The organism is Fibrivirga algicola (assembly GCF_011742925.1).
GTDB lineage: Bacteria > Bacteroidota > Bacteroidia > Cytophagales > Spirosomataceae > Fibrella > Fibrella algicola.
In genome coordinates this window covers 455245-472450 of record NZ_WAEL01000004.1, presented here as the reverse complement: position 1 = coordinate 472450, position 17206 = coordinate 455245, and the positions used below count along the sequence as shown (strand labels likewise).

At 49.2% G+C, this 17206-nt stretch carries 8 protein-coding genes; all 8 read right to left on the bottom strand.

The features are described 5' to 3' along the window. Nucleotides 1–253: 253 nt before the first annotated feature. A complete protein-coding gene (locus F7231_RS13310; RefSeq protein ID WP_166692235.1) occupies nucleotides 254–1732 on the bottom strand; it encodes a RagB/SusD family nutrient uptake outer membrane protein in 1479 nt (492 codons plus the stop codon). 16 nt (nucleotides 1733–1748) lie between these two features. After that, entirely contained in the window at nucleotides 1749–4907 is a 3159-nt protein-coding gene (locus tag F7231_RS13305) for a SusC/RagA family TonB-linked outer membrane protein (RefSeq protein ID WP_085413414.1), read from the bottom strand. 473 nt (nucleotides 4908–5380) lie between these two features. Further along, complete coding sequence (locus F7231_RS13300; RefSeq protein ID WP_166692234.1) at nucleotides 5381–6697, bottom strand: sialidase family protein; 1317 nt, start codon at nucleotides 6695–6697, stop codon at nucleotides 5381–5383. Between the two features lie 237 nt (nucleotides 6698–6934). Then, nucleotides 6935–8413 (bottom strand): RagB/SusD family nutrient uptake outer membrane protein, encoded by a 1479-nt coding sequence (locus F7231_RS13295; protein WP_085413416.1) that lies wholly within the window; start codon nucleotides 8411–8413, stop codon nucleotides 6935–6937. 109 nt (nucleotides 8414–8522) lie between these two features. After that, nucleotides 8523–11621 carry a SusC/RagA family TonB-linked outer membrane protein gene (locus F7231_RS13290; RefSeq protein ID WP_229369893.1) on the bottom strand — a complete coding sequence of 1033 codons (3099 nt, stop codon included), beginning with the start codon at nucleotides 11619–11621 and terminating at the stop codon, nucleotides 8523–8525. Between the two features lie 561 nt (nucleotides 11622–12182). After that, on the bottom strand, nucleotides 12183–12683 hold the full coding sequence (locus tag F7231_RS13285) for a hypothetical protein (protein ID WP_166692232.1): 501 nt from the start codon (nucleotides 12681–12683) through the stop codon (nucleotides 12183–12185). Between the two features lie 33 nt (nucleotides 12684–12716). Then, the gene (locus F7231_RS13280) at nucleotides 12717–13937 is read right to left on the bottom strand and encodes a RagB/SusD family nutrient uptake outer membrane protein (protein ID WP_510186189.1); all 1221 of its coding nucleotides are present in this window, start codon (nucleotides 13935–13937) and stop codon (nucleotides 12717–12719) included. A gap of 217 nt (nucleotides 13938–14154) precedes the next feature. Continuing rightward, nucleotides 14155–17139 (bottom strand): SusC/RagA family TonB-linked outer membrane protein, encoded by a 2985-nt coding sequence (locus tag F7231_RS13275; protein WP_166692230.1) that lies wholly within the window; start codon nucleotides 17137–17139, stop codon nucleotides 14155–14157. Between the last annotated feature and the right edge of the window lie 67 nt (nucleotides 17140–17206).

Sequence of the window (17206 nt, the reverse complement as noted above, 5' to 3'; positions counted from 1 at the left end):
AGTGTCTGTGGCTGGGTAGCGCCATTTTTTAACCTTTGGGCAACAGATTAGGTGCTTGTGTATGCCCATACCAAGTCCACACAATCGCCTGATTTATACCGTACTCAGGTACGTCGCTAAGCTGGTAACGTACCTTATCGTATTGACTAAAAACAAATTCCCCACCTAGACACAGCTGGTGGGGAATTGTAACAAACAAGTTTCGCTATAAAAAGAGATTTCTCAATACTAGATTGGACTAGCCGTGAGTTGGTTAATTGTCAGTGATTAAGGCATTCAGAGCTAATTCAGCGGATGAGATTGGCCAGATGTACCCAGACTCATTAGCTGCCTTCGACGGTGCAGTTCCTTTGGCAGGAATCGTCTCCAGCAGGCGCACCAGATCATTATTACGAAGACCTTCACCCAGAAACTCAATCTGACGTTCCTGCATGATTCCGCTGATCAGGCTGGCCGAGGTGGCGAAATTGGCAGTTGTATAAGTGGTGGCAGCATCCGATCGGTTCCGAACGGCGTTGAGCAGCGCAACGGCTTGTGCATCAACGGTATTTGTGCTACGAACTTTCGCTTCGGCAAGATTCAAGAGTACTTCTGCGTAACGAATGACCGGCACGTAATCGGTGTAGGGGCTAGCAGCCTTGTACTTGATGAGCCAGTTCTTCACCGCCGTTCCTGTGCCGCTCTGCTTGATAAACAGCCTCCGTTTGTCGGTGTCTTTCCAGTTTGGATCCGCAATAATTCCTTTCGGATTCAGCGAGTATTCGCCACCACCTACACCCCCGTTGGCAACAGTAGGTGAGAAGTAAAACGCCAACTGATTCTGCGTGCCCGGGCTGTCACCAGCCGTACTAGTCATCGGCAGCGAGAAAATCGACTCAGTAGTAGTGTAGTTCGTGAAGACCGTAGCAATATCAGCCTGCAATCGGTGCGCTACGCCTGTAGACGCCGCAAATGGAGCCGTTGCACTCACAATCTTGTTAGCCTCAGTGATCACCGCCGCGTAGTTCTGCATGCTCAGGTATACCCTTGTTTTCAGGGCAATAGCGGTGTTTTTGTGCGCTCGGGTGGTATTTTCCCCGGCCACCGAATACGAGGCAGGCAGACTTGTTTCGGCCTCATTCAGGTCTTTCAACACCTGTGTGTAGACCTCAGCAACCGTGCTCCGGGCAATGTTCGACTCACCTGAACCGATAATGCCTTTCAGACGAAGCGGTACACCGGGTTTTGCCCCGTTGCCGTCAGCATATGGCCGGGCGTAATATTGAAGCAGGCTGTAGTAACTGAGCGCCCGGATCAATTTAGCTTCGGCAACGTACTTACCAGCCAGATCGGCGCCAACAATGGTTGCGCCACCGGCAGCCATGCCATCGATGAAAATGTTGGCTTTGTTAATGGCCAGATACGCCGCACTCCACAGGGTCTGAACGGCTGTGGCGCTGTTGGTAGCGTTGAGCGCCCATACGTCTGAACCTGTAACCAGGTTCGACGTTTCGTTCATGAAGTTCTCGCCCCGGATGTCGCCATAAATCACGTAGCGCCCTCCATAAAAGTTGCCCGATTTAAGGCCGGCGTACAGTGACAAGAGTTGCCCCTGAACGCGGGTGGGCGTACTGAATGCCGACGCGTCAGATACCGACGTTTGCGGAATAGGTGTTAGCAAATCACGGTCACAGGCAGTGAACGAGGTTATAAGTGTGCCAAAGATGGCAAAGTTGATGATTGTCTTCTTCATGATGGTTGTTGTCCGTTTAGAAGCCTGCACGCAGTCCGATCGTGATAGTCCGGGCATTGCCTACGGTGTTCCGGTCTATGCCCTGTGAGCTTGTGCTGTTACCATTTGAGGACACTTCCGGGTCTGGACCAGGATATTTTGTGATCACGGCCAGGTTCTGACCGCTTACATACAGGCGCAGGTTGCTGATCTTGGCCCGGCTGGTCAGGGTAGCGGGCAGCGTGTAACCCAGGGTCAGGTTGCGGAGCTTCAGGAAATCACCTTTGAATACGTTAATATCCATCGGGATAGCCGAGCCATTTGATACGTTATCGCCAAACACAGACTTCGGATATAGCATACCGGTATCGCCTTCTTTCTGCCAGGTTTTAGTCAGCATATCACGGTCATTATTCCAGAACCGCTGATCGTGCAAGCCAGCGTTGGTGCCGTAATACACGTTGAAGCCCAACTGATACGTCATCAGCACACCGAGGTCGAAGTTGCGATATTTGAAATTGTTGTCGAAGCCGCCGTACTGGTTTGGGCTCACGTTGCCATACATGACCGCATCAGCCGCCTGCGTGATCGATGTACCACCCGTTGGGCTCACGTACCTGGTGCGGCCATCTGGCGTTGTCGAGTAATTGAACTGACCAGATGGGGCGTAAAACTGGTAATAAACGGGTGTGCCGGCTGAATTGAGGAAGATACGCTTGCCCGATGTTGGATCAACCCCACCGGTACGCACAACCCACAGCTGACCGAGTGGGTAACCAGGCATCGTCTGGCTTACGGTTTCCAAACCTGAAGTAGCCGTCTGAAGCGAGGTTAAGCCAGGGGCCAGGGCGGTCACTTCGTTTTTGTTGAAGGTAATGTTGAAGTTGGTTGACCACTGGAAGTTTTTGGTATTGATAACCCGGGCATTCAGCGAGAGCTCAAGGCCTTTGTTGTACATCGCACCTACGTTTTGTGGGGGGCTTGATGGCAGACCGGTAGAAGGTGACTGCGCGACGTTCAGGATCAGGTTGTCGATGTCGTTTTTGTAATAGGCCACTTCACCCGTAATCCGGTCGTTCAGCAAACCAAAATTGAAACCGATATCTGTCTTCTTGCTGGTTTCCCACTGGAGATTTGGGTTACCCACACTCGAGAAGTTCAAGGTTGCGGCACCACCATACAGACCAGATCCATAGGTAGAGTAGGGGGTATAGTCGCCGATACCGCCAATGTTACCCACTTTGCCGTAGCTACCCCGAATTTTGAAGCTGCTGAAAAGACGGTCTAGACCAGCTCCTTCCCAGAAGTTCTCTTTCGTGATTTCCCAGCCAGCCGACAAACCGTAGAAGATACCTTTCTTAACCCCCAAGGCTGAGTACTCATCCTGACGGATGTTGGTACCAATGAAATATTTTTCTTTGTAGTTGTAGTTCAGGCGACCGAAACCCGACAGCAGGTAGTTCTCGCCAAAGCCAAGGCCGGTGGCGTTGTTGGTTACCCAACCCGCCTGAATCACGTTATAGGCAGGATCCGACAGCGTTTGCCGGTTCAGGCCATACGAGAGCGTTGTGCGGCGCTGCTGCTCCTGACCGAGCAACAGGCTCAGGTTGTGGTCACCACCGATAGTACGATCAAACTGGGCCGTGTTGGTCCAGAGCGACGTTTTGTAGCGACCAAAGATGCTCGATGCTGAGCCCTGCGATGAGTTTCCTTCGCTCGTGATTGGCGACGAAAAGAGGTCATTGTCGATATACAGGTAATCGATACCGAATGAACTCTTCAATGTAATCCAGCTTACAGGCTTGATCTGAAAATAGATGTTCGACTGGATGTGGTTGTTTTCCGAATTTGACCGGTTCAGATCCAGCGATGGTACCGGGTTTGGATACGAGATAGACGTACCTGTTACGTTCGTGCCTGTGCCGATAGCGGGTCCGCTTACGTTGTAAGAGCCATCGTTGTTATAGGGGGCCAGAATTGGAGGCAGCACCAGACCAACGCGGCCCAGGCCCGATGTGTTGAAGGCTTCACCACCAAGAGAACCCGAGGAGGCTGACGCGTAGTTCTGTTCGTTCGAGTACGAAATTTTACCACCTATCGTGATAAGTTTGCCTACTTTGCTATCGACGTTGAACAGAGTGTTGATCCGTTGAAAATCATTTTTGCGGATAACCCCTTCCTGCTTGGTGTAGCCAGTTGAGAAGTAATAATTCGTGTTATCGCTACCGCCGGATACGTTTACGTTATGGCTTTGCGATAGGCCCTGCCGGTAAATGTAGTCGTACCAGCGCGTGTCGATCGGATTACCGTTGGCGTCGTTGGTTTGCACGAATTTAGCCGTAGAGGTTGGGTTGTTTGCCGCCGATTGCGTTTTGAAAGCCACATACTCGCTGGCGTTCATGATGTTTGGCAGCCGATAGGTATTCGTAAAACCAACCCAGCCATCGTAGTTGACTTTCACCTTGCCGGACTTGCCACGCTTGGTCGTAATGAAGACGACGCCGTTGGCCGCGCGGCTACCGTAAATAGCCGTAGCGGCGGCATCTTTGGCAATATCCATGGTCTCAATATCATTTGGGTTGATACTGGCCAGCGGGTTTGCCGGTGCGTTGGTCGAACTGTAATCGCCTGTATAGGTTGGAATACCATCTACCACGATGAGTGGGTAAGAACTAAGCGAGATGGAGTTTGTTCCCCGGATTCGGAATACGGGTGGGTTGTTGAGTACACCGTTTGGTACCGTAATCTGCACCCCTGGGCTCCGACCCGCCAGCCCTGCTTCGAAGCTTTGAATCGGTGTTTGGGCAATAGTTGCCCCCTTAACCGTTGAAATACTACCGGTTGCATCTTTCCGGGATTGTGTACCATAACCCGTTACCACTACTTCAGTCAACTGCTGGGCATCGCCGGAGAGCACAACGTTTAGTGTTGTCTGGTTGCTGATGGCGACTTCTTTTGCTTGATAACCAATAAAGCTGAAAACCAGTCGGCCACCCGCTGGTGCCGTTACCTGGTACCTACCTTGCCCGTCGGTTGAAATGCCGCGCGTGGTTCCTTTTACCTGTACACTCACCCCTGGGAGTGGCGTGTTGTCGTCTGATGAAGTGACTTGACCACGAATGGTGATGTCCTGCGCCAGCATGGGCAAAGAGAGCAGCATCAATAGTAGCCAACTTCCTGTAAAGAGTCTTCTCATGAAATTTACGTGATGAATTGATTAGTTAGGTCAAGTGAAAACTAGTTGTCATTTTCCTTAGTGATTGTCAAACCAGAGTACGGAAGTTTGCGTAGAACCGTTGCCATAGAATTGTTCGTTCATTTGGGAAATGACAAGCCAAAAGTAATGCCTTTTGGATGATTAACGAATGCTTATTCTGGTAAAAGTATAAGAAATAGCTTTTAGGCTTTTTTTAAAGTAGTTGAGTAGTATGAGTATTATATCATTATGCGTATTGATAATAGCCTTATAAGACGAATTTTATACGTATTTATACGGATAGTTCTTGTAAAAATACAAAACTTACGATTGTCAATATTTTTGATGCAATCTTCGTTTTGTCTAACTAGCAAGGCCCCTGTTCGTAGCTTAACGTTGCCCAGTATCTGGCAATAGTTAAGCTACGAACAGGGGCCTTGCTAGTTAGACAAAACGCCGTCAGGACGACTAGATTATAAATCGACCAGCGTGACCGCCACGGAATTTTTGTTAGACGGGTTTCGCACTTCATAGGCAACTACGAGCTGATTGCCAATGACTATACCACTCGCGTTGGTTGCACTCTTGCCACTTTTTACAAACGTTGTGCCTGTGCTTTGCATCGAATTGATAGTTCTGTAAGCGATAGCCGTACTCATGCCCGCTTCCGACGACTGACTTTGCTCCCATAACAGGACCGTGGCCTTAGAGGCGGGTACCAGATAGGCATTCTTCGCCGTAGGGTCGTCGAGGACAAACAGGCGTTTTCCTTGCTGGTTTACCACTCGGATTCCAGGTGCATCGGACGTACCTGAAAACCAGGCAATCAAGTTTCCACCAGAACCAGCACTTGAGGTCGGACCCGAATGTGGGCAACCGTTTATTTGCCAGTTATCCTTCGACAGAATACCGGGTTTCGAGAATGTCAGTCCATTGTCGGTCGAACTCATCGTGGCGATATCCCGGATGTTATCCTGGTTTTCGCGGTAATACACTTGCAACGTACCTGAGCCGTCTACCAGAAGGCTGATATTACAGCAGTCACAAACAAACGGGTCCAGCACTCGTTCCTGACCAAAGCGATTACCTCCTGTTGAAGTGACAAATCGAAGATCGCGTTGGTGTTCTTTACCGGTAATGTCGTTCAGGTAAGCAACGGCAATTTCGTCGTTGGCCAAAACGGTTGCATCAAAAAAGCCGCGTACAACGTTAGGCGTCCGGTCCGAGTGTACTGGCACGGGCGTTGACCAGGTAGTGCCGTTATCTGACGAGAAACAGTAAACGATCTGTAAATCACTTGGGCGGCCACCACCTCGTTGCCCACCTTTTGGCTGAGCATCTGGTTTCGGTTTGTCGGCCGCAGGGGCGGTACCATGATCGTGTGCTGCAGTTGCTTCGTGGTTGTGCGCCGGTGCTGGCTGAGTAGTAGCCTGCTGAGCAGTGGCTGTTTCCGGGCCACGCAGGGCAAACACGGCAACCGCAGAACCATCTTTCCTGAATAACAGCTTAGGCCGCATCAGACGTGAATTGCCAATGCCGGCCGACGAGAATATCAATTTTTTGCTGCCAAACGTTTTTCCTTTATCGGCCGATTCTGCCCAGTAGAAGTACACAACGCCTGCATCGTCTTTCTCGGTCCACGACAGCGCAACCTGCCCTTTTGGCGTTGTAGACAATGTGGGGACAGCATAGGCGCGGGTCGGATCGTCGAAGCCGCCTGTAGCGTATCCTGTACTGGTTAGGGCCGAGCAGAGCCCGATAACCAGAATGGCTTTAGATAATAGTTTCATGAGGTTGTAGTAGCGTATAAGCGTACCTACACTGAGGCAGGCCCGTTTCGTTTATTTAGAATCGTTATACAGTGATGCAAAGATTATAGCTTAGCGCTAAACATCCTAGATTTATTTAGAATTATTCCTAATAATGCGATACGGGTAGTGATCTCATTCCCTATCAAAAAAAACGCCCGACTCATTGAGTCGGGCGCAGGGCAGTAGTAGCTACTACTAAATTAGATTCGCAGTGGCTTATAGCGGGTTCTGAACAATTGCTTTGTTCGCGTTGATTTCGCGGATTGGAATCAGGAACTCCCACCGGTTGTCTTCAGCAGGTACGTCGAACAGTACAGCAACGGCTGGGTTATGGTTGGCCCCGTTCCGGTTCAGCGGCTGGTTCATCCGTTTCAAATCGGTGAATCGGAAGCCTTCACCCCATAATTCGATACGACGATACAGTAAAATTTCGTCGATGAGCTTAGCACCCGTACTGGTCGACAGTTTGTACGATGGATCACGCTTGCTGTTGAGGTCAAACAGGACCGTTGCCGCTTCGGTGTTTTTGCCAAGGCGAGCCTGCGCTTCTGCCTCAATCAGGAACATCTCAGCTGCACGCATGTAAGGAATATCGCCCATGGTGCTGGTTGATGGGGTACCTGGCAGACGGAACTTCTGGTTCATGTAGGGAACCCGAACACCCCCCGTTGGCACTACCGAGTTAGTCGTCGTTGGGGCCTTTACCCACATTTTAGCGCGCACATCCGTCTGTGGAATCTGCTCATACAACAGGCTGCTGATGGCCTTCGGTGTCTGACGGATTACCGACGAGTTGAAGTTGCTTGAGATATACGAGTGGTAGGCACCGAAAAACTCAGACTGATCTTCAACGTGGTCGAAACCCCACATCCATTCGCCAAGGCCAATATCTGCCAGACCGTCCGTGTATTGAGCGGTTGTCATCAGCGTGTAACCTTTACGTGCCTCAGCAGCAAATTTTGCGGCATCAGCCCAGTTTTGCTGTGTCAACGCTACCCGAGCCTGGAGGCCTTTCACTACGTCACTGTTGATGTGCGATTTGTAGGTACGTGCCGTTGTCAACAAACCAGCCGCGTCGACCAAATCTTTATTGATCTGGGTATACACTTCTTCAACAGTTGCCCGGGGTAACCCTTCTGTCGTTGGAGTCAGAACTAGGGGTACAGCTAGTTGTACGTTGGGTTTTACAGCAGCATTATACCGCTTGCCATACAACTGCACGAGGTTGAAGTACGAAAATGCACGCAGAGCCAGCGCTTCGCCTTTCAACTGGTTACGCTCCGACTGAGCACCGGCCGCGTTGTCTATGTTGGCAATAGCCAGGTTTGCGTTCCCAATCAGGCGGTAATACAACTGGTATGGGAACTGTGACATCGTGCCCACGTCTGAGCGGTGACTAGTCCACCGCTGCTCGCCAAAGTGCCATGTGTTAACCGTGTTGCCGAACACCAGATCTTCGCCCATAACGTCCATGATGATCATCATGGCTGGGTGGCCAAAGTGTCCCTGCGAATCGAGGTAACGAACCACCATGGCCCGGTAAATGCCATTGATGGCAGCTGTGGCGTTTTTGGTAGTCGCGTAAGCTGATCCGGCATCAACGCTGGCGGTTGGTGATGTATCCAGATAGTCTTCTTTGCAGGAAGATGTAAATAGGCCCAGTGCAAGGAGCAAGGGTAAGAATTTCGTTTTCATTGGTTATCTGAACGTTTATGAAGTGAAGACGACGGCTAGAAGCAAAAGCGGGTGAATAGAACACGCTACGTTTTACGCCTGGCTTGTCGCCTCTTCGTTAGGTTTTCTATTACAGGGTGAGTGCAACGCCCACAACTAGGCTTTTGGCTGCGCTGAATACGTTGCCGGTAGTACCCGCAAAGTTCTGCTGAATGTTGGTGCCTTTCCGCTTCGACAGGATCAGGAAGTTCTCGCCACTTACATACACCTGTGCATTGGCGAATGATAGCTTACGGGTAATGTTGGCTGGCAGATCGTACGAGAGTGTCACTGTACGAACGTTCAGGTAGCTGGCATCGATCAACCAACGGTCAGAGGCACCGTCGAAATCAACCGTACGGCCGGCATCCAGACGTGGTACGTTGGTGATGTCACCTGGCTTCTGCCAGCGATTCAGGATGTCGATGTGTTTAGCACTACCGTAGCCACCCGAACTCATCAGCGCCGCGTAAGCACCGTCATACGTTTTGCCACCCAGTTGGTATACCAGCAGTGCCGATAATGACAAGCCTTTGTACCGGAACGAGTTGGTGATACCACCAGTCAAATTCGGAATCGAACTGCCATTATAACGGAAACGGGCATTGTTGATGCTGGTTGTCAGGGTGTCACCTGTTTCGGTGATCCGTGAGTTGGCAGCAACGAAGTTGGCAGCCCGGTACTGCGCCTCACCCGTTGCAGGGTTCACACCTTGGTATTCACGTAGCCAGAAGTCATATATCGAACTGCCCACTTTGAGCTTCTTCGTGCCGTCGATGATCTCTGGGTTTTCTGCCGGCATTTTAGTGATCTGGTTCTTAATGCTGGTCGCATTGATGTCAATCCGCCAGGTGAAGTCTTTCGTACGAATGGGCTCAAGAGCCAGTTCAACTTCGATACCCCGGTTGTACATGGTACCGATGTTACGGGTAACGGTTGTGATACCAGTAGACAATGGAAGGGGAACTGCAAAGATCAGGTTGGATGACTGGCGGTCGAAATACTCGACTGTACCCGATACGCGACCCCTGAACAGGCCGAACTCTAGGGCTACGTCAAACGCGTTGCTCGATTCCCATTCCAGTTGCGAGTTGCCGAGGCTAGTTTGCAGAATACCGGCTTCCGACGCGTTATTCCAACCCAGGCCATAAAGCGGCTGCCAGGCGTAGAAACTAATGCCCGCATCGTTACCCGTTTGTCCATATGAACCACGAAGTTTGAGGCTGTTGATGCTTGGGATGTTCTTCAGGAAATCTTCCTGGTCGATCCGCCAGGCACCACTCAACGAATAAAAGTTACCCCAGCGAACGCCTTTCGCAAAGCGGCTTGAGCCATCGCGACGGGCAGAGGCCGATAGGAAATACTTTTCGTTGTAGTTGTAGTTGACCCGTGACAGGTAACCCTCGATACGACGGGTATCATACTGCGAGCTCAGGTTGGTTGTCGTTGTGAAGTTGATCAACTCATAATTACCATCCAAAATTTGTTGCGAACGCGAACCGTCCAACTCATTCTGGTTAGCAATGAAGTTCTCATGACCAACCAGCACATCGAGATTGTGCTGACCGAATGACTTGCTGTAGTTCAGCAACTGGTTCAGGTTGTAGCCCGATGTGTTCTGGAAATAGTGGTTCGACCGACCGGCTGGTGCCCCGTCACCAATTTCCGGGTTACCAAAAATGACGCGGTTGAAGTTAGCGATGTCAGCCCCGAAGGTCGACGTGAATTTGAAGTCTTTCAGGAACGTAACCTCGCCAAATACGCGGGCACCAATGGTGTTCCTGCGGTAGTAGTTCTGGTTCAATACCGTCTCGGCTACTGAGTGGCGACCACCAAACTGTGGGCGTCCGGGCAAGCCAAGAGCAGTCAGGTTGCCGTAGTCCCAACGGCGATCGCCATTTGGCAAAGTCAGGAATTGACCAGGATTAGCCGGGTCATACGCGTATACCGGATAGATTGGCCCCATGTTTCTTGAGAAGAAAAACGGGTTCACAAATGAAGTGTTTCCATCGGCGTCGGCCTGATTTGAATTGGAAACGGTCAACGCCAGGTTCGCTCCGGTTTTAAACCAGGGCTTCAGTTGCGAGTTTATATTCAGACGGCCGTTAAACCGTTCAAAATCAGAGCGGATCAGGTAGCCCTTATCGTTCAAGTAGCCAAGCGACAAGAAGTAGTCCGATTTCTCCTGTCCGCCTGAGAAGCTAATGTTTGCTTCATCGCGGGTTCCCTGCCGGGTAACGGGTTTTTCCCAGTTCAGGTCGTCTTCTGAATAGATTAGCTTCGCATTCGGATTCATCTGCCCGTTCACATCAACCAGCTGGTTGCCAGGTACGTCGTAGACATTATACCCAACCAGGCTTAACAGACGGCTGCTCGCATCGGCATTCGCTGCCGTTAGGGATACCGGGTTTGTTGCCCGGTAGGCAACGCTGTTCCGGTAGGTTTCCCACATGAGGGGGTAATACTGTGATACACCTACCCGGTCATATTCTGGAAGGCCCCGGCTGTTGGCACCTTTGGTGTAACGTACCGAAATTTGGTTACGGTCTTTCTTCCCGCGCTTTGTTGTCACCACGATTACACCGTTAGCAGCCCGTGCACCGTAAAGCGCTGTCGAGGCAGCATCTTTCAGGACGGTGATCGACTCGATATCGTTCGGGGCGATGTTGGCGATACTTGCCGTGTAAGGCACGCCGTCGACAACGTAAAGGGGATCGTTTGACGTAGAGATTGAGCCGAAACCACGAATACGAATATCTGGAGCACTACCTGGCTGTCCGCTACCTGCGGTTGTCTGCACACCAGCCGCTGAACCCGTCAGTGCCGAACCCAAGTTTGTAATTGGCCTAATTTCTAGGTCTTTCGCTGAAATAGAGGCGGCTGATCCGGTGAATGCAGCCCGCTTTTCCGAGCCGAACGTCGTCACAACGACTTCGTCAAGGTTGGCCACATCGGGCGCTAGTTCAATATTGATTGTTGTGCGGTTGCCAACGACTACCTCCTGAAGACCATAGCCAATAAAGCTGAATATTAACCTGGCACTGGGATTAGCGCTAATCTGATAGTTACCGGCGGCATCTGTCACCGAACCGCGCGTTGATCCTTTTACCTGCACACTCACACCGGGCAGTGGAGTCTTGTCATCTGATGATGTAATCTGGCCACGAATTGTAATGTCTTGTGCCAGCATGGGCAAGGACACTAACATCAGAAGTAACCAACATCCTGTAAAAAGTTTTCTCATGAATTTTTGTGATGAACTGGGTGATTAAGTTAAGTATTTTACGCGCGACCAATCAATAATTTGCCTAGTAACCTGGAAAAATCCCATCCAAAAAAATAGGACATATCGTACAATTCTTTGGCGACATTGATATGGACCAAAACAAAAATAAGGTTAACAGAAATATAATCAAACTTTAATTCTGTTTTATAAACAACAGCTGCAGCTGCTCATTTAGGCTCTTTAAATACCGTAATTCTACTTTCTTAAAAGTGGGGTTATTGTGGTCTGCTATAGTTCATAATTCATCTGTTAATTGTCTTATCAGTGGCGCTAATGGAATAGCAACCTTGAACGTTAGTAAACAGATAGCTGATTTCGTTTCAATACCATGGCTTGCTGTGATGGCATAAAAAAACCGTGACTGAATTCAGCCGCGGTTCTTTATAATAAAATAAACGGGTCTACTACCGGAAAGAATACAACTGCCAGAGATTAATCTATGGTAGTTGAAAAGGCAGTATGCATTTATTTAAGAATTGTGAATGTAAACGTTTTGTAGTTTTCACTAGGCAATGTGCCATCTGAACCAGTCAACGTCATAGCAAGACTAACAGTCTGCGTAGCAGGTGCGGCGGCCGGAATGCCAGCTAGAAACTGCGTGACGATATACGTAGAGCTACTGTTTGCTGGGATCACTACGCTGCCCTTAGTTCCGACAATAGAGTAGTTAACTCCCTCTACGGCTGTGCTTGTAGCTGCGATCGTGTAGCCAACGGTTGTTGGCGTAGAGCGCTGTGGGCCGACTAACTGCACCAGAATGCTATCCCGGCCAACTCCCTGACGAACTGTACGTGCCCGAATGGTATTCGCGACGTTGTTGGTAGGTTGGGTTGCGAAACCTGCTCTTGGATTTTTGAATTCAACTACAGGGGCACCTTCGTATATCCAGCTTGGACTTTCAAAACATCCCGTCAATGACAAGGCAAGCCCTATGAACAAAAGCAACAATGATGACTGCTTATACATGATTTTCTCTTTAGAGGTGGAGAGGTTATGTGGTTAATAACCTGGATTTTGTTGCAGTTTAGTGTTCAATTGAACCTGCGCAGTAGGAATTGGAGCCAGAATTCGGTAGTCGGTATAGGGGACAACTGCCGATAAGCTAGCCTTAGTGATCGTTAAGCCCCGGCGTTTCAGGTCGAAGAACCGATGTCCCTCAAGTACCAATTCAAGCCGACGTTCAGTCAGAATGGCATCGATGAGTGCCTGACCGGTTACGGTAGCAGCTACTGGCGTTACACCTGCACGAGCGCGAAGTGTATTGAGATCAGCCTGAGCCTTTACATTATCACCCGATGCTGCGTAAGCCTCAGCACGAATAAGCAGAAGTTCTGAATAACGCATTACAGGCACGTTGTCAGTGAAAGCTCCGCGTGCGCCAGAATATTTGCGGCTGAACGTAACAGCCTCTCCTGATTTCGTGGAAGCGTAGAAGGCCGCCCGCCGTGCATCAGCTGCATCATATAGATTCAGCAGTTCGGTCGTGAAAACTACATCCCCCCAGTTACCAGTCGTAACCGATGGGGGGTTTGTCAATGAATGCAACGACTCGTTCGATCCCAGTGATTCCGTTGCCTGAACATAGTTGATTTCGAACAACGATTCTGGATTGGGCGAAGCCGTGAACGCAGCAGCATACTGCGCCCCTGTTACCAGACGGGCAGCTGGACTGGCCATTGCATCAGTAGCAAGCTGAATACATTCTGGATATTTCTCCCAATACAGATACAAGCGTGATAACAAACCTTGGGCAGCCGCTTTATTGGCCCGCTGACGGTTGGTAGCAGCTGCCATAGCTGGTAATAGCTCGATGGCATCTTTCAAATCTTTTTCAATTTGTTGATACGTCTGTTCTACCGTAGCTCGTGCCTCAAACGTTGCCTTTGACGCATCATCGGTAGGCGTAGTGCGTAAGATTAGCCCTTTATCGAACCCATTTACTATTTTCTTTGGCTCATAGGCGAACACACGGGCCATATCGAAATATAGTAAAGCTCTGAGAAATAAAGCCTCTCCTTTTATCTGGGTTTTCTCTACACCTGTGGTGTTGGCCCCATCGATACCTGAAAGTATGAAGTTTGCTTCATTTATTCCGCCGTAGTTATCCCAGTACTGTTGCATGTGCGCATTGGGGGCATTTACGCGCTCATTGAAGTAACGGTTCGAATTTTGGTTGGCTAGTCTTACATTGTCAGCCATGATCTCCGGTGCAATCATCATTCGTTGACCATAGTATGTAGCTGGTTGAAGACGGTCATAAACGGAGATCAGCAATGATCGAAGACCAGTAATATCTGTTAGCGCAACCGCTGAACTGATGGACTGCTTAGGTTCAGTGACAAGCAGGTCAGAGCATGAGCTCGCCCCCAGTAGTACCAGTGAACCTGTAAGAACTAATTTATATGGCTTAAACATGAATGTTGCGAAGAGTTGTTGATTAGAAACCAATCTGAATGCCACCCGTGATTTGTTTGCTTTGTGGATAGCGCCCAATGTCGAACGTTACAATCTCCGGATCTAGGCCTGTGTAGGCTGTCCAGGTAAGCAGATTGATCGCCTGTGCAAAGAAACGTACCTGAGAAAGGCCAGCGCGGCTTACCAATGTGGTAGGTAGCGTGTAGCTCAACGTAACCTGCTTTAAACGGAGGTATGAACCATTCTCAATTTGCTTAGTAGAAAATGTCTGAATTGACTGGCTACCCGGTTCCGTGCCACCTTCATATGGGCGTGGAACCCGCGTAATTTGGCCAGGAGTAGTCCACCGCGCTAATTGGCTACTCATGTTGTTCCAGCCAGCTGAAGCTGAGCTTTCCATGAAGAAGCCACTATTGTTAAGGAATGTGTTGCCCCATTGGCTCTGGAAGAATACCTCTAACTCCAAACCTTTATAAGAGATCGAGTTGGTGACACCACCATATCCTTTAGGTAGTGGAGAGCCCTGGATGCGGGAATCCCTGCCTTGAAGCGTGTATGTAATATTATTCAGTGAATCCAACCACATAGACCGGCCATCGGCTGGGTTAACACCAGCGTAAGTAGGATACCAGTTGATAGAGATAGGAGAGCCAACGAAGTAATCATTGCCAATCCGATTCTGACCTGGTAACAATTCCAGGATTTTGCTCTTCAAGAATGTAGCGTTCCAGCGTGTTTCCCATTTAAAACCACCTTTATTAACGTTTACATGGTTGAACTGAAGTTCTAGGCCCGTGTTTTCAGCCTTACCTAGATTCTCGAAAATCGATCCAAACCCACTGTCAGAAGGCAGTGGACGGGCAAGCAGAAGCTTATCATTAACCTTTCGGAATACTTCAACAGTGCCACTAATACGGCCATTCCATAGCGAATAGTCTACACCTAAGTTTAGTGTACGAGCGACTTCCCATGATAGATTGTCGTTTCCTAGTTGAGAAGGCCTAATACCCGGTAAATCAAGGTACTGACCACCAAGCCCAAATAGAGCACGAGATGCAAAGTTGCTAATTAGGTTATTTCCTGCTTCACCATAACTAGCGCGGAGCTTAAGATCCGAAAGTACTGTCGATCCTTTAAGAAATGGTTCTTCGGAAATACGATAGCCAGCGGAGATAGCGGGAAATAAACCAAAACGAGTATTTGCTCCAAAACGAGAAGAACCATCATACCTCAGCGTACCACCTAGCAGAAACTTTTCCTTGTAAGCGTAGTTGCCCGATAAAAAGACACCGCCTATACGCCAGGTCGTATAATCACCAGTTGTGGTAATAGGACGGGCAGCAGCAGCTAACGTTCTGAACAAACCACTCGAGAAACCCTGACCAGTAGTACCCACTGTTTCACGAATCTCTTCACGATATTCACCTCCTAGAAGAGCTGTGATGTTGTGATCCGCGCCAAAGCTGTGGTTGAAGTTGAAAACCTGACTTGTGTTCCAGTTTAGTGTATAGCGGTTGTTAACTGTCAACGAACCACCGGTGCTTGTGTATTGTGGAGCTGTTGGATCACGATAGAAATCGTCACGGTTAGTAGCATAATCAAGACCATAGAAAGACCGAAAGCGAAGACCTGGGACAATCTCGTAGCTCGCTGCAAAATTACTGACCGTTTGAATCGTTGTATTCGCCCGTATCTCATATTCTGCATTCTGGACGGGATTATAACTAAACGAGCCAGGTAAGGGTGCATTATAAGTTCCATCAGCCTTGTAAATAGGCTGATTAGGTAAAATCAACGCAGCCGCAAAGAAGGGGCTGTTTATGTTTGCGCCATCGGCTATCGCACCGTTTTGTTTAACAAAAGATAGGCCTATGGTTGTTTCAAGCTTCAGTTTTTTGCTGGCTTGATGATCGAGGTTCAAACGGAAAGTACCTCGCTTAAAGTCGGATTTAATAACTTGTCCATCCTGAAAGTTGTACGAACCTCCCACATAAAAGTTGGTCTTCCCATCACCACCTCTTGCCGATAAATCATAATTGCGCAGTTGCCCACGACGGTAAACAGCGTCTTGCCAGTTTGTGTTTACAACTGTAGCTGGATCTCCATATTGTGCGATTGAAGCGGCCCGAGCTGCGTCTACGCCTTGGTTTGTAGCAATGGCGCGGTTCACGAAGCCTTCAATTTTTAGTTGAGCAAACTCAGCAGCGGTCAAGACATCGAGCTTTTTTATTACGTCAGTAAAGCCAGTCTGTACAGAGGCGTTAAACTTTGTACGACCTGCCTTTCCACGTTTAGTTGTAATAATCACTACACCGTTACCGCCTTGTGCCCCGTAAATGGCAGCTGCAGCTGCATCCTTCAAAACGTTGATTTCTTCAATATCATTTGGATTAATCGACGCTAAGACGTTTGAACTAGCAGCAGTTGATAAGCCGCCGTTGGCCACCTGTACACCATCTACAATGTAGAGTGGATCATTACCGGCATTGATTGATCCAACGCCGCGAACCCGAACGCTGATAGCACCACCAGGTGCTCCACTTGCTGCTGTAACCTGTACGCCAGCTGCTCGGCCTTGAAGGGCACGGTCGAAGCTTTGTAGAGGTAGATCTTCAATAGTCTTTCCACTTACATTTGAAACTGCACTTGTTACGTCACGGCGCTTGGTTTCACTACCATAAGCTGTCACAACAACCTCGTTGAGATCGTTGCCAGTCGCCACTAATGTAATGCTAACATTAGTACGGTTATTTAAGAGAACCTCTTGGGAAGTATACCCAATGAAGCTAAAAATCAACCGGCTATTAGCTGGGGCATTTATTCTGTAATTACCCATCGCATCCGTTGTAGCACCACGTGTAGTGCCCTTTACCTGTACACTGACGCCTGGCAAGGCTGAGTTATCATCGGATGAGGTTACCCGACCACTGATTGCTATGTCCTGTGCCAATGAAGGCAGTGTGACCAGCATTAACAGCAGCCAGCTTCCAAGTAAGAATTTTCTCATAGAAGTTTGACGATAGAATTGGTTTGTTGATTTTGATTAAACGGTTGCAAAATTATTTAAACTAACG